15 protein-coding genes are annotated in these 13,114 nt (G+C 63.0%); 12 read left to right on the top strand and 3 right to left on the bottom strand.

What is annotated here, in order from left to right; genetic code table 11:
* Positions 1-214: 214 nt before the first annotated feature.
* Positions 215-748 (top strand): RNA polymerase factor sigma-70, encoded by a 534-nt coding sequence (locus HU748_RS07630; RefSeq protein ID WP_186719902.1) that lies wholly within the window; start codon positions 215-217, stop codon positions 746-748.
* Between the two features lie 74 nt (positions 749-822).
* On the opposite strand, the gene HU748_RS07625 is transcribed toward HU748_RS07630, so the two are convergent.
* Both HU748_RS07625 and HU748_RS07620 read right to left on the bottom strand, forming a co-directional pair.
* Positions 823-1,845: a GNAT family N-acetyltransferase gene (locus tag HU748_RS07625; protein ID WP_186720079.1), complete on the bottom strand. Its 1,023-nt coding sequence runs from the start codon at positions 1,843-1,845 to the stop codon at positions 823-825.
* A 64-nt stretch (positions 1,846-1,909) separates the two neighbouring features.
* Positions 1,910-2,710 carry a transporter substrate-binding domain-containing protein gene (locus HU748_RS07620; RefSeq protein WP_186666337.1) on the bottom strand — a complete coding sequence of 267 codons (801 nt, stop codon included), beginning with the start codon at positions 2,708-2,710 and terminating at the stop codon, positions 1,910-1,912.
* A gap of 205 nt (positions 2,711-2,915) precedes the next feature.
* On the opposite strand from HU748_RS07620, the gene HU748_RS07615 reads away from it, so the two are divergent.
* Positions 2,916-3,455: an exonuclease domain-containing protein gene (locus HU748_RS07615; protein WP_186666339.1), complete on the top strand. Its 540-nt coding sequence runs from the start codon at positions 2,916-2,918 to the stop codon at positions 3,453-3,455.
* A 74-nt stretch (positions 3,456-3,529) separates the two neighbouring features.
* Positions 3,530-3,814 carry a pyrimidine/purine nucleoside phosphorylase gene (locus HU748_RS07610; RefSeq protein WP_054894773.1) on the top strand — a complete coding sequence of 95 codons (285 nt, stop codon included), beginning with the start codon at positions 3,530-3,532 and terminating at the stop codon, positions 3,812-3,814.
* A 41-nt stretch (positions 3,815-3,855) separates the two neighbouring features.
* On the opposite strand, the gene HU748_RS07605 is transcribed toward HU748_RS07610, so the two are convergent.
* A complete protein-coding gene (locus tag HU748_RS07605; protein ID WP_238343307.1) occupies positions 3,856-4,548 on the bottom strand; it encodes an alpha/beta family hydrolase in 693 nt (230 codons plus the stop codon).
* A gap of 49 nt (positions 4,549-4,597) precedes the next feature.
* Between HU748_RS07605 and ccoN (HU748_RS07600) the strand changes: the two genes are divergently transcribed.
* The 9 genes from ccoN (HU748_RS07600) to ccoG all read left to right on the top strand — a co-directional run bounded on the left by ccoN (HU748_RS07600) (position 4,598) and on the right by ccoG (position 13,114).
* Positions 4,598-6,022 carry a cytochrome-c oxidase, cbb3-type subunit I gene (gene ccoN, locus HU748_RS07600; protein ID WP_054894771.1) on the top strand — a complete coding sequence of 475 codons (1,425 nt, stop codon included), beginning with the start codon at positions 4,598-4,600 and terminating at the stop codon, positions 6,020-6,022.
* A gap of 13 nt (positions 6,023-6,035) precedes the next feature.
* A complete protein-coding gene (gene ccoO, locus HU748_RS07595) occupies positions 6,036-6,644 on the top strand; it encodes a cytochrome-c oxidase, cbb3-type subunit II (RefSeq protein ID WP_186666343.1) in 609 nt (202 codons plus the stop codon).
* A 5-nt stretch (positions 6,645-6,649) separates the two neighbouring features.
* Positions 6,650-6,841 carry a cbb3-type cytochrome c oxidase subunit 3 gene (locus HU748_RS07590; protein WP_054894769.1) on the top strand — a complete coding sequence of 64 codons (192 nt, stop codon included), beginning with the start codon at positions 6,650-6,652 and terminating at the stop codon, positions 6,839-6,841.
* The gene (gene ccoP, locus HU748_RS07585) at positions 6,838-7,779 is read left to right on the top strand and encodes a cytochrome-c oxidase, cbb3-type subunit III (protein ID WP_186719900.1); all 942 of its coding nucleotides are present in this window, start codon (positions 6,838-6,840) and stop codon (positions 7,777-7,779) included. Before HU748_RS07590 ends, ccoP (HU748_RS07585) begins: the two co-directional genes overlap by 4 nt.
* Before the next feature lie 398 nt (positions 7,780-8,177).
* Positions 8,178-9,620 carry a cytochrome-c oxidase, cbb3-type subunit I gene (gene ccoN / locus HU748_RS07580; RefSeq protein ID WP_054894767.1) on the top strand — a complete coding sequence of 481 codons (1,443 nt, stop codon included), beginning with the start codon at positions 8,178-8,180 and terminating at the stop codon, positions 9,618-9,620.
* Positions 9,620-10,228: a cytochrome-c oxidase, cbb3-type subunit II gene (ccoO, locus tag HU748_RS07575; RefSeq protein WP_054894766.1), complete on the top strand. Its 609-nt coding sequence runs from the start codon at positions 9,620-9,622 to the stop codon at positions 10,226-10,228. Before ccoN (HU748_RS07580) ends, ccoO (HU748_RS07575) begins: the two co-directional genes overlap by 1 nt.
* Before the next feature lie 5 nt (positions 10,229-10,233).
* Positions 10,234-10,431: a CcoQ/FixQ family Cbb3-type cytochrome c oxidase assembly chaperone gene (locus tag HU748_RS07570; protein WP_054894780.1), complete on the top strand. Its 198-nt coding sequence runs from the start codon at positions 10,234-10,236 to the stop codon at positions 10,429-10,431.
* Complete coding sequence (gene ccoP / locus HU748_RS07565; protein WP_186666351.1) at positions 10,428-11,408, top strand: cytochrome-c oxidase, cbb3-type subunit III; 981 nt, start codon at positions 10,428-10,430, stop codon at positions 11,406-11,408. The genes HU748_RS07570 and ccoP (HU748_RS07565) overlap by 4 nt, the downstream gene beginning before the upstream one ends.
* A 290-nt stretch (positions 11,409-11,698) precedes the next feature.
* Positions 11,699-13,114 (top strand): cytochrome c oxidase accessory protein CcoG, encoded by a 1,416-nt coding sequence (ccoG, locus tag HU748_RS07560; RefSeq protein WP_186666352.1) that lies wholly within the window; start codon positions 11,699-11,701, stop codon positions 13,112-13,114.

The raw sequence follows: 13,114 nt of genomic DNA, 5'->3' as shown, positions 1-13,114 counted from the left end.
CGGATGGGCCGGAGAAATAATTAGAAACGTCGCTGGCCTGCGGACGACGTTCACACAGTGGTCATGGAGGGGGTGAAGCTTAGACCGCAATCGAATAGAGACTCACTTACTTCTGTATTTGACAATCATTATCATTCTGAATAGTTTGTCGCACGTCGTAGGAAGCATCGCCAAACGGTGTGCTCCCTTTCCCCACAGAGACAAGGTGATTTCCATGGCGGAACAACTATCCACAAGTAAGTGCGATTCACCATTACTCCAGGCGTTCGTCGACAATCGCAGCATCCTTGTCAAGATTGCCGCCCGTATCACGGGCTGTCGGTCGCGCGCCGAGGATGTGGTGCAGGATGCCTTCTTCCGGCTCGGTTCCGCGCCGCAGATCACGTCCTCGTTCAAGGCCCAGCTCAGCTATCTGTTCCAGATCGTGCGCAACCTGGCCATCGATCACTACCGCAAGCAGGCGATGGAGCTGAAGTACTCGGGTAGCGAGGAAGAAGGCATGAATGTGGTAATCCAGAATGCCTCGCCAGAATCCACCCACATCAACCTTGCGACCCTCGAACACATCGCCGAAGCGCTCAACGAGCTGCCCGAGCGCACGCGCTACGCGTTCGAGATGTACCGCCTGCACGGCGTGCCGCAAAAAGACATCGCCAAGGAGCTCGGGGTCTCGCCGACGCTGGTCAACTTCATGATCCGCGACGCGCTGATCCACTGCCGCAAGAACACCCGCCAGGCCGAGGGCTGACCGCCTCACAGGTACAGCGCACAGCACCTGCCCAGCGTGGTCGGGCCGCCCAGCGGCCCACGCCCTGCGTGCCGCTAGACCAGCGCGCAGCGATCGAAGAATCGCTCACGCCCCAGGATCATCAACGCCGCCCGCTTGTGCGGGAAATCGAACTCTTTCTCGCAGTGGAAGCACTGATCGTGCATGTAGCCGATCATCTTGCCGTTGTCGGCGCGCGGCTCGGCGACCACCTGCTGGGTGCGCGGGTCGTCGAGGAACAGATAGTGCACCAGCGCCGACATCCAGCTCGCCACCTTGTGCGGGCCACGGTGCGCCTGTTCGCCCACGAGCATGTGGATACCGCGGTCGTAGTCATCGGCCGGATAGAACGGCGCGATGCGGTCTTCCTTGGCCCAATAGGCTTCGAAGTAGGCGAACGGCTCATCGTCGAAACAGCCGATAAGCGTCAGGGTGTGCGGGTCTGCCTCGAGCTTGCTCAGGTATTCGCGGTGCTGCTCCAGGCTGCCCTGTTCCTGCCAGAAGTGCGCGACCCGCGGCTCGTTCTGCCAACGGTTGAAGCGCGCCAGGTCCTGCTCGACTTCCAGGGTGCGCAGCGACACCCACGCCCCCAGGCGCGCATCGAAACGTCGATACACCTCGCCCCGGGGCTTGGGCGCGCGGCGCGGATGGCGCTTGCCGTTGCTGATCTGCATCTGCTGCGGGTAGACACCGCTCTGTACCTCGCCAAGCCAGGGCTGCGGCAACTGCCAGAACAGCGCCCGCTCGCAGATCAATACGTCCGCTTGCTCGCTGGCGACCAGCAAGCCGCTCGCCAGCAGCGCCGGCAGCCACGCTGGCGTCTTCGGCAAATGCCAGGCCAGGCGCTGGCAGGCGGGGTCGCGCGACAGCAGCCAGTAGCAGGCGGCCCACAGGGCCTGGGCGCCGCGATCCGGGCAGACGGTTTCCAGGTGAACCTGCACGGGGTCGGCGGGCACCAGGCGCACCTGGATCAGCGGGCGGCCCTCCAGGGTCAGACTCAACCGGGAAGCGGTCTCGTCGCCTTGCAGGTTGTGCCATCGCGGAAGGGAAAGCGGCGTCGAAGCGGCATCGAAAGGCATGGTCATGGCTCACGCAAAAATGGGATCACACTCAAGTGTCTGAACGTGATCGCCGCCCGGGAATTTAATTGCGCGGCGTTTGCACGGTGATCCGATAAGGGCCGAAAAGCGCCGCCAGCTCACCGCTGTCGCGCAGGCGCTGCATCAGCTGGGCGAAGGCTTCGGCGCGGATCGGCGCGTCAGGGCGCAGCAGTGCATAGTGATGGTAGACCTGATCGACCCGCTCCGAGGCCAGCAGCTCGCTGTCCTTGGTCGGGTTGCGCTTGAGGTAGTCACTCAGGTACGAGCGGGTCACCAGGGCAATGTCCGCGCGCTCGCGTTGCACCATCGACAGGTTGCTGTCGTGGGAGTACGAGAGGATGGCCCGGAAGGTCTTCTTCAGGTACTCGGGGTCGGGATTGAAATCGGCAAACGCGTAGTGATAGCCGTTGAACAACGCCAGGCGCTTGCCTTTGAGGTCATCGAAATAATGCTGGTCACGCCCGGCCTGACGATGGGCGACGAAGATCTCGGCATCTTCCAGGCCCATGTCGACCGCCGTGTGCGGGATCTGCTGCCAACCCCATTGCGGGTTCTCGAAGATCGCCATGTCGGTGCGCGCTTGCTGGAAATCACCGAAGCGGCGCGGGATCGAGGTTGGCACCAGAACGAAACGGTAACCAGCCTGGAGCTGGTTCAGCGCCTCGGCGAACTGCGGCAGCAACCCTGTATCGGCACCCTGCTCCGGACGCACCGTGTAAGGCGGGAAATGCGCGGCCCCGATCCGCACCTCCACCACGTCGGCGGCACAGGCCGGCCCGGCCAGCCACAGTGCAGCGAGCATCATCAGGGATGACAGGGCCTTGAGGGCGGGCGGTGGCGTCAAGTGAGGCACTCAAATCACGGGTTTGGACCTTGATGCGCCTAAGCTAGGCGTTTTCCTGTCAGGGCACAACCGCTGGTTATGCCAAAATAGCGGCATTCTGCCAGGGGATGCCGTAAGGGTTCTGGATTGGCTACGCTCTAGGGGCCCGCGGCCCTGCTCTCTCGTCCGACGCCGCGGACCACAGCGTCTTGCAAGGGAGCCTGGTATGGGCCATTGGCTGGTCATCGACCTGGAAGCCACCACCGACGACGGTGGCTGGCCGGTCACCGAGATGGAAATCATTGAAATCGGCGCAAGCCTGGTCACTCGCGAAGGTCGCGAGGTCGATCACTTCCAGCGCTTCGTCAAGCCGCGGCGGCGTCCGCAACTGACACCCTTCTGCCGTGAGCTGACGCACATCGGCCAGGCCAGTATCGACAGCGCGGCGTCGTTCGCCGAGATCTGGGAGCAGTTCGAACGCTGGCTGGGCCATCATCGGGCGCAGTTGCAGGCCTGGGTCAGTTGGGGCGACTACGACCGCCAGCAGTTGCTGCAGGAATGGCAGCAGCACCAGGTCAACAGCCTACTGGCGCAATTGCCGCACATCAATCTCAAGCAGCGCTTCGCCAAGGCCCGTCACCTGCAGCGTCCCACCGGCCTGAACGGTGCACTGCAACTGGCCGGCATGCAGTTCGTCGGGCAACAGCACCGGGCGCTGGAGGATGCACGCAATACCGCACGGTTGCTGCCCTTGAGCCTCACCTGAAAGCAGATGACGACCGCGCAGGGCTTGGGCATACTGGCCAGCCTTTTTTCAGCCCTTCTGTTCAGGAGTCGCCCATGTTCCAGGTCAACGAGTACTTCAACGGCACCGTCAAGTCGATCGCCTTCGCAGGCGAAGAAGGTCCGGCCACCGTGGGCGTGATGGCCCCGGGCGAATACGAGTTCGGCACCGCCAAGCGCGAGATCATGCACGTGGTGTCCGGCGCCCTGATCGTCAAGCTGCCGGGCAGCGACAACTGGGAAACCTTCAACGCAGGCGACAAGTTCAATGTGCCGGCCGACAGCAAGTTCCAGCTGCAGGTGAAGGTCGATACCGCTTACCTGTGCGAGTATCGCGACTAAGCATCAGGCTCTTCGCGGGCTTGCCCGCGAAGAATCCAGCGCTAACCCTTCAGAAACCCCGCCACCTTCTCAGCCGCCGCCTGCAGATGCTGCTCATGGCTGAACCCTGAAGCTTTCAGCGGCTTCAGATCATGATCCCCCGCCACCAGCCAGTTCACCTCGATCGCCGTTGACAGTTCATACCCCTGAACCGCCTCGCGATTGCCCAGCGCATCCCGCTCGCCCTGGACAATGAGCGTGGGCGTCTTCAGCCCGGCCAGATGCTCGACCCGCGGTTTCTCCGGCTTGCCCACGGCATAGAACGGATACCCCAGGCACACCAGCGCATCCGCCTTCAACTCATCGGCCAGCAAACTGGCCATCCGTCCGCCCATCGACTTGCCGCCAATGGCCAAGGTGCCCGTGACCAATGGTCGCACCTGCCCATACACCTCGCGCCAGCACTCGAGCAGCACCTTCTGCGGGTTGGGCGGACGCTTGCCGCCGTTTATCCGGCGCTCGGCCATGTAGGGAAATTCGAAGCGGATCACCCCGACCCCAAGCCCCGCCAGCCTTTGCGCAATCTCGTCCATGAACGCGCTGTCCATCGGCGCCCCCGCGCCGTGGGCCAGGATCAGTGTGCAGGAACGCCCCTGATCGCCCCGGATTTGCGGAGGATCGACGCGCAAGCCTGGGACATTTCCCACTTGGGCCCATTGATCCCCGTCAATACCGGCACATTGCCCATCTTTCATGCTTGCCTCGCTGTTTAGCCTGCCTATAACCGTGGATGGGAACCCATACATGAACACAACCAGCAGTACCGCCTACAACTACAAGGTGGTCCGCCAATTCGCCATCATGACGGTGGTGTGGGGCATCGTCGGCATGGGGCTCGGTGTCTTCATCGCCGCGCAACTCGTGTGGCCGAGCCTCAACTTCGACCTCCCCTGGACCAGCTTCGGCCGTCTGCGACCGCTGCACACCAACGCAGTGATCTTCGCCTTCGGTGGCTGTGCCCTGTTCGCCACCTCCTATTATTCGGTGCAGCGCACCTGCCAGACCATCCTCTTCGCGCCTAAATTGGCCGCATTCACCTTCTGGGGCTGGCAACTGGTGATCCTGCTGGCGGCGATCAGCCTGCCACTGGGCTACACCAGCTCCAAGGAATACGCCGAACTGGAATGGCCGATCGACATCCTGATCACCATCGTCTGGGTCTGCTACGCCATCGTGTTCTTCGGCACGCTGATGAAGCGCACCACCAAGCACATCTACGTGGGCAACTGGTTCTTCGGTGCCTTCATCCTCACCGTGGCGATCCTGCACATCGTCAACAACCTGGAGATGCCGGTCAGCCTGACCAAGTCGTACTCGGTCTACGCCGGGGCCACCGACGCCATGGTGCAATGGTGGTACGGCCACAACGCCGTAGGTTTCTTCCTGACCGCAGGCTTCCTGGGGATGATGTACTACTACGTGCCCAAGCAGGCCGAGCGACCGGTGTATTCCTATCGCCTGTCCATCGTGCACTTCTGGGCGCTGATCACCCTGTACATCTGGGCCGGCCCTCATCACCTGCACTACACCGCCCTGCCCGACTGGGCCCAGTCACTGGGCATGATCATGTCGCTGATCCTGCTCGCACCGAGCTGGGGCGGGATGATCAACGGCATGATGACCCTCTCCGGTGCCTGGCACAAACTGCGCAGCGACCCGATCCTGCGCTTCCTCGTGGTGTCGCTGGCGTTCTACGGCATGTCGACCTTCGAAGGCCCGATGATGGCGATCAAGACCGTCAACGCCCTCTCCCACTACACCGACTGGACCATCGGCCACGTCCACGCCGGCGCCCTGGGCTGGGTGGCGATGATCTCCATCGGCGCGCTGTACCACACCATTCCCAAGGTGTTCGGCAAGCAGCAGATGCACAGCATCGGCCTGATCAACGCGCACTTCTGGCTGGCGACCATCGGCACCGTGCTCTACATCGCCTCGATGTGGGTCAACGGCATCGCCCAGGGCCTGATGTGGCGCGCGGTCAACAGCGACGGCACGCTCACCTACTCGTTCGTCGAAACCCTGGTGGCCAGCCACCCCGGCTTCATCGTGCGCTTCGTCGGCGGGGCGATCTTCCTCAGCGGCATGTTCCTGATGGCCTGGAACACCTGGCGCACCGTGCGTTCGCCAGCGCTCGACGCCGCCCCTGCGAACGCCCAGCTGGCTTGAGGAGACACGCCTGATGAAACATGAAGTCATCGAGAAAAACGTCGGCCTGCTGGCTTTGCTGATGGTGTTCGCCGTCAGCATCGGCGGCCTCACGCAGATCGTCCCGCTGTTCTTCCAGGACGTCACCAACAAGCCGGTCGAGGGCATGAAGCCCTACACCGCGCTGCAACTGGAAGGCCGTGACATCTACATCCGCGAAGGCTGTGTAGGTTGCCACTCGCAGATGATCCGTCCGTTCCGCGCCGAAACGGAGCGCTATGGCCACTACTCGGTGGCCGGTGAAAGCGTGTGGGACCACCCCTTCCTCTGGGGTTCCAAGCGTACCGGCCCGGACCTGGCTCGCGTCGGTGGACGCTACTCGGACGACTGGCACCGCGCGCACCTGTACAACCCGCGCAACGTGGTACCGGAATCGAAGATGCCGGCCTACCCGTGGCTGGTCGCACAACCGGTCGACAACAGCCACACCGACACCAAGCTGCGTGTACTGCGCACCCTCGGCGTGCCCTACACCGACGAGGACATCGCCAGCGCCCGCGACGCGGTCAAGGGCAAGACCGAGATGGATGCGTTGGTCGCCTACCTGCAGGTGCTGGGCACCTCGATCAAGAATAAGAGGTAAGCACGATGGAATTCGACATCGGCATGATCCGCGGCCTCGGCACCCTGGTGGTGATGATCGCCTTCATCGGCCTGTCGCTCTGGGTGTTCAACCGCCGCCGCGACCGTGATTTCGCCGAAGCGCGCCTGCTGCCCTTCGACGACGACCGCCTGCCCCCTGCCGGGCAGGAACCTGCCATGAGGAGTAACGGGCAATGACCACCTTCTGGAGTACGTACATCAGCGTACTGACCATCGGCAGCCTGATCGGCCTGACCTGGTTGCTGCTCGCCACACGCAAGGGCCAGAGCCACGACACCAGCGACCAGACCATGGGCCACAGCTTCGACGGGATCGAGGAATACGACAACCCGCTGCCCAAATGGTGGTTCTGGCTGTTCGTCGGCACCCTGGTGTTCTCGGTGGGCTACCTGATCCTCTACCCGGGCCTGGGTAACTGGAAAGGCATCCTGCCGGGCTACGAGAACGGCTGGACCCAGGTCAACGAATGGCAGAAAGAAATGGACAAGGCCGATGCCCGCTTCGGGCCGATCTTCGCCAAGTTCGCCGCCATGCCGGTGGAGGAAGTGGCCAAGGATCCGCAGGCATTGAAGATGGGCGCACGCCTGTTCGCCTCCAACTGCTCGGTGTGCCATGGCTCGGACGCCAAAGGGGCCTATGGTTTCCCCAACCTGACTGACAAGGACTGGCGCTGGGGCGGTGAACCCGAGACCATCAAGGCCTCGATCATGAACGGCCGCCATGGCGTGATGCCAGCCTGGGCCGAGGTGATCGGCGAGCAGGGCGTGGCGGATGTGGCCGCCTTCGTGTTGAGCAACCTGGACGGGCGCAGCTTGCCTGAAGGGATCAAAGCCGACGTGGCCAAGGGCAAGGAAATCTTCGCCAGCAACTGCGTGGCCTGCCATGGGCCGGAAGGCAAAGGCACCCCCGCCATGGGCGCCCCCGACCTGACCCACCCGCAGGCGTTCATCTACGGTTCGAGCTTCGCCCAGTTGCAGCAGACCATTCGTTACGGCCGCCAGGGCCAGATGCCGGCTCAGGCCGAGATCCAGGGCAACGACAAGGTGCACCTGCTGGCGGCTTATGTGTATAGCCTGTCCCATGATGAAAATGCTGAAACGCTGACAGCCCAGTAATACCCCGCAAATCCCTCCTGTGGGAGCGGCGGCCCGCCCTCCCGCAGGGGCGCGCCGCTCCCCCTCCCTTGCACCCCCTCCGAACGGAACTAAGCTTGTTGCCAAAGTGGCCTCGTGTTGCAGCGATGCCATCGACGCGGCGCATTGCCTGACGCTGCGCGCCAAAAAGGCATCCGAAAAAAAGCTTGACCGATCGATCAGAAAAAGGTGAAAAACGGTACACATTACAGATATTTATTTGTGTACAATCGTTCGACCCGAAACGCCACGGGACGGTGGTGGCCAGGGTATGGACACGGGTCGGCGCAGGGTACCTTGCGTTGCCATAGCCATCGCGGCTATCGAGACTGGCGCCGATTTTTCCACCAACAAGAACACCTAAACCGTGGAACCTTAGCATGAGCACAGCAATCAGTCCGACTGCTTATAACTATAAGGTCGTCCGCCAGTTCGCCATCATGACGGTGGTCTGGGGGATCCTTGGCATGGGCCTCGGCGTCTTCATTGCATCGCAACTGGTGTGGCCGCAGCTCAACTTCGACCTGCCCTGGACCAGCTTCGGACGCCTGCGCCCGCTGCACACCAACCTGGTGATCTTCGCCTTCGGCGGCTGTGCCCTGTTCGGCACCAGCTACTACGTGGTGCAGCGCACCTGCCAGACCCGGCTGATCTCCGACGGCATGGCCGCCTTCACCTTCTGGGGCTGGCAGGCGGTGATCCTCGGCGCGCTGATCACCCTGCCGATGGGCTACACCACCACCAAGGAATACGCCGAGCTCGAATGGCCCATCGCAATCCTGCTGGCCATCGTCTGGGTCACCTATGCCGTGGTGTTCTTCGGCACCATCGTCAAGCGCAAGACCAAGCACATCTACGTGGGCAACTGGTTCTACGGCGCCTTCATCGTGGTCACCGCGATGCTGCACATCGTCAACCACATCTCGCTGCCGGTCAGCCTGTTCAAGTCGTACTCAGCCTACGCCGGTGCCACCGACGCGATGATCCAGTGGTGGTATGGCCACAACGCCGTGGGCTTCTTCCTCACCACCGGCTTCCTGGGGATGATGTACTACTTCGTGCCCAAGCAGGCGGAGCGGCCGATCTACTCCTACCGCCTGTCGATCGTGCACTTCTGGGCGCTGATCACCCTGTACATCTGGGCCGGCCCGCACCACCTGCACTACACCGCCCTGCCCGACTGGGCGCAGTCGCTGGGCATGGTGATGTCGATCATCCTCCTGGCCCCGAGCTGGGGCGGCATGATCAACGGCATGATGACCCTCTCCGGTGCCTGGCACAAACTGCGCACCGACCCGATCCTGCGCTTCCTGGTGGTCTCCCTGGCCTTCTACGGCATGTCGACCTTCGAAGGGCCGATGATGGCGATCAAGACGGTCAACTCGCTGTCGCACTACACCGACTGGACCATCGGCCACGTCCACGCCGGCGCCCTGGGCTGGGTGGCGATGATCTCCATCGGCGCGGTGTACCACATGATTCCGAAGCTGTACGGCCGCGAGCAGATGCACAGCGTCGGCCTGATCAACGCGCACTTCTGGCTGGCGACCATCGGCACCGTGCTGTACATCGCCTCGATGTGGGTCAACGGCATCACCCAGGGCCTGATGTGGCGTGCGATCAACGATGACGGCACCCTCACCTACTCCTTCGTCGAAGCGCTGCAGGCCAGCCATCCGGGCTATATCGTCCGCGCACTGGGCGGCGCCTTCTTCGCCTCGGGCATGTTGCTGATGGCCTACAACGTGCTGCGCACGGTACGCGCTGCCAATCCGGCGCAGGCCGATGAAGCCGCCAAGATCGTCGTCGTGGGAGCGCACTGATGAAGCATGAAGCAGTCGAGAAGAACATAGGCCTGCTGGCCTTCTTCATGGTCATTGCCGTGAGCATCGGCGGCCTGACGCAAATCGTCCCGCTGTTCTTCCAGGACGTCACCAACAAGCCGGTCGAAGGCATGAAGCCGCGCACCGCGCTGGAAGTCGAAGGCCGCGACATCTATATCCGCGAAGGCTGTGTAGGTTGCCACTCGCAGATGATCCGCCCGTTCCGCGCCGAGACCGAACGCTATGGCCACTACTCGGTGGCCGGTGAAAGCGTGTGGGACCACCCCTTCCTCTGGGGCTCCAAGCGTACCGGCCCGGACCTGGCCCGCGTCGGCGGACGCTACTCGGACGACTGGCACCGCGCGCACCTGTACAACCCGCGCAACGTGGTGCCGGAGTCGAAGATGCCCGCCTACCCGTGGCTGGTGGAAAACCACCTCGATGGCAAGGATACGGCCAAGAAGCTCGAAGTGCTGCGCACCCTCGGCACGCCCTACACCGACGAAGACATCGCCGGTGCCCGCGACGCGGTCAAGGGCAAGACCGAGATGGACGCCCTGGTGGCGTACCTGCAAGGCCTTGGCACCCTCATCAAGAGCAAACGGTGACGCTGATGGATATCGGGATGATTCGCGGCCTGGGCACCGTCGTCGTGCTGGTGGCCTTCGTGGGCCTGGCGCTGTGGGTGTTCAGCCCGCGGCGCAAGAAGGATTTCGACGAGGCCACGCAGTTGCCCTTCGCGGATGATCCCGAGGCCAGCCGGCATGTCGAGCACGCGCAAAAGAATGCTTCTGGGAGCAAACAACAATGACAACCTTCTGGAGTCTGTACGTCACCGTCCTGACCCTGGGCACCATCTTCGCCTTGACCTGGCTACTGCTGTCGACCCGCAAGGGCCAGCGCGAAGAGATCACCGACGAAACCGTCGGCCATGCGTTCGACGGTATCGAGGAGTACGACAACCCGCTGCCCAAATGGTGGTTCTGGCTGTTCGTCGGCACCATCGTCTTCGCCCTCGGCTACCTGGCGCTGTACCCGGGCCTGGGCAACTGGAAAGGCATCCTGCCAGGCTACAGCTACCTGGATAACGACAAGCAGACCGAGTTCAGCAATGGCCAGTCGGGCTGGACCGGCGTGCACGAATGGGAAAAGGAAATGGCCAAGGCCGATGCCCGCTTCGGGCCGATCTTCGCCAAGTTCGCCGCCATGCCGCTGGAAGACGTCGCCAAGGATCCGCAGGCCCTCAAGATGGGCGCACGCCTGTTCGCCTCCAACTGCTCGGTGTGCCATGGCTCGGACGCCAAGGGAGCCTACGGCTTCCCCAACCTGACCGACAGCGACTGGCGCTGGGGCGGCGAGCCGGAAACCATCAAGACCACCATCATGAATGGCCGTCATGGTGTGATGCCGGCCTGGGCCGAGGTGATCGGCGAGCAGGGCGTGGCGGATGTCGCCGCCTTCGTGCTGACCAACCTGGACGGGCGCAGCCTGCCCGAGGGCATCAAGGCCGACGCGGCCAACGGACAGAAGATCTTTGCCGCCAACTGCGTGGCCTGCCACGGCCCTGAAGGCAAGGGCACCCCCGCCATGGGCGCACCCAACCTGACTCACCCGCAGGCGTTCATCTACGGCTCAAGCTTCGCCCAGCTGCAGCAGACCATTCGTTACGGCCGTCAGGGGCAGATGCCCGCCCAGGCCGAAATCCAGGGCAACGACAAGGTGCACCTGCTGGCGGCTTATGTGTACAGCCTGTCGCAGCAGGCGGAGCCGGCTCAACCGGCTGAGTAAGCCTGGGCTGGCCTCATCGCGGGACAAGCCCGCTCCCACAAGGCGGGTGCGGTACTTGTAGGAGCGGGCTTGCCCGCGATGAGGCCGGCAAATGCACCGCTGGCTGACCTGGATCAATTGACACTCGCCATAACACGATTCAAACGACCACCCAACGCGACTAAACGTCGCAGCCAAGCCCTACCCTGCCATCACAGGCGTATCATGGGCCGCAGAGCGCCAACACAGGCGCGCGACCACGGCCGGCATGCACTGGCCCTGGCATTTCTCCACTGCCGTGGGACTTGATGATGAGCAAGCAGATTCCGGTACATGACGTCACCCCGCCTGCCAACAAAGGAAAGGATTCCGTCGACCTCTACGCCTCTCGAGAGAAAATCTACACCCGCGCCTTCACCGGCGTGTTCCGCAGGTTGCGCATGGTCGGTGGTGCCCTGCTATTCCTGCTCTACTTCGGCACCGTGTGGCTGAACTGGGGCGGGCACCAGGCCGTCTGGTGGAACCTGCCCGAACGCAAGTTCTACATCTTTGGCGCCACCATCTGGCCGCAGGACTTCATCCTGCTGTCGGGCATCCTCATCGTCGCCGCTTTCGGCCTGTTCTTCATCACCGTGTACGCCGGCCGCGTCTGGTGCGGCTATACCTGCCCGCAGAGCGTGTGGACCTGGATCTTCATGTGGTGCGAAAAAGTCACCGAGGGCGACCGCAACCAGCGCATGAAGCTGGACAAGGCCCCCATGAGCGGCAACAAGTTCCTGCGCAAGCTGGCCAAGCACAGCCTGTGGCTGCTGATCGGCTTCGTCACCGGCCTGACCTTCGTGGGCTACTTCTCGCCGATCCGCGAACTGGTCATCGAGTTCTTCACCGGCCAGGCCGATGGCTGGGCCTATTTCTGGGTCGGCTTCTTCACCCTCGCCACCTATGGCAACGCCGGCTGGCTGCGCGAACAGGTGTGCGTGTACATGTGCCCCTATGCACGCTTCCAGAGCGTGATGTTCGACAAGGACACGCTGATCGTCTCCTACGACCCACGCCGCGGCGAAGCCCGTGGTCCGCGCAAGAAAGGCGTCGACTACAAGGCCCAGGGCCTGGGCGACTGCATCGACTGCACGATGTGTGTGCAGGTCTGCCCCACCGGCATCGACATCCGCGACGGCCTGCAGATCGAATGCATCGGCTGCGCCGCGTGCATCGACGCCTGCGACGGCATCATGGACAAGATGGACTACCCGCGCGGGCTGATCAGCTACACCACCGAGCACAACCTTTCCGGGCAGAAGACCCACATGCTGCGCCCGCGCCTGATTGGCTACGCCCTGGTGCTGCTGGTGATGATCGGCGCCCTGGCCACTGCCTTCGCCACCCGTTCGCTGGTGGGCTTCGACGTCAGCAAGGACCGCGTGCTGTACCGCGAGAACGCCCAGGGCTGGATCGAGAACGTCTACAGCCTCAAGGTGATGAACAAGGACCAGCGCGACCACGTCTACGTGCTCGACGCCGCCGGCCTGCCTGGCCTGCAACTGTCCGGGCAACGCGAGATCCGCGTGGCCGCCGGCGATATCGTCAGCCTGCCGGTACAGCTGTCGGTCGCACCCGAGAAATTGCCCTCGAGCACCAACGACATCACCTTCATCCTCAAGGATGCCGACGACAACGGCACACAGGTTGAAGCCAAGAGCCGCTTCATCGGCCCACAGATCCGCTGA

This window comes from Pseudomonas sp. RW3S2, from assembly GCF_014268955.1.
In the GTDB taxonomy this organism is placed as follows: Bacteria; Pseudomonadota; Gammaproteobacteria; order Pseudomonadales; family Pseudomonadaceae; genus Aquipseudomonas; species Aquipseudomonas wayambapalatensis.
The sequence above is the reverse complement of the archived record's forward strand: the minus strand, read 5'-3'. Positions and strand labels throughout refer to the sequence as shown.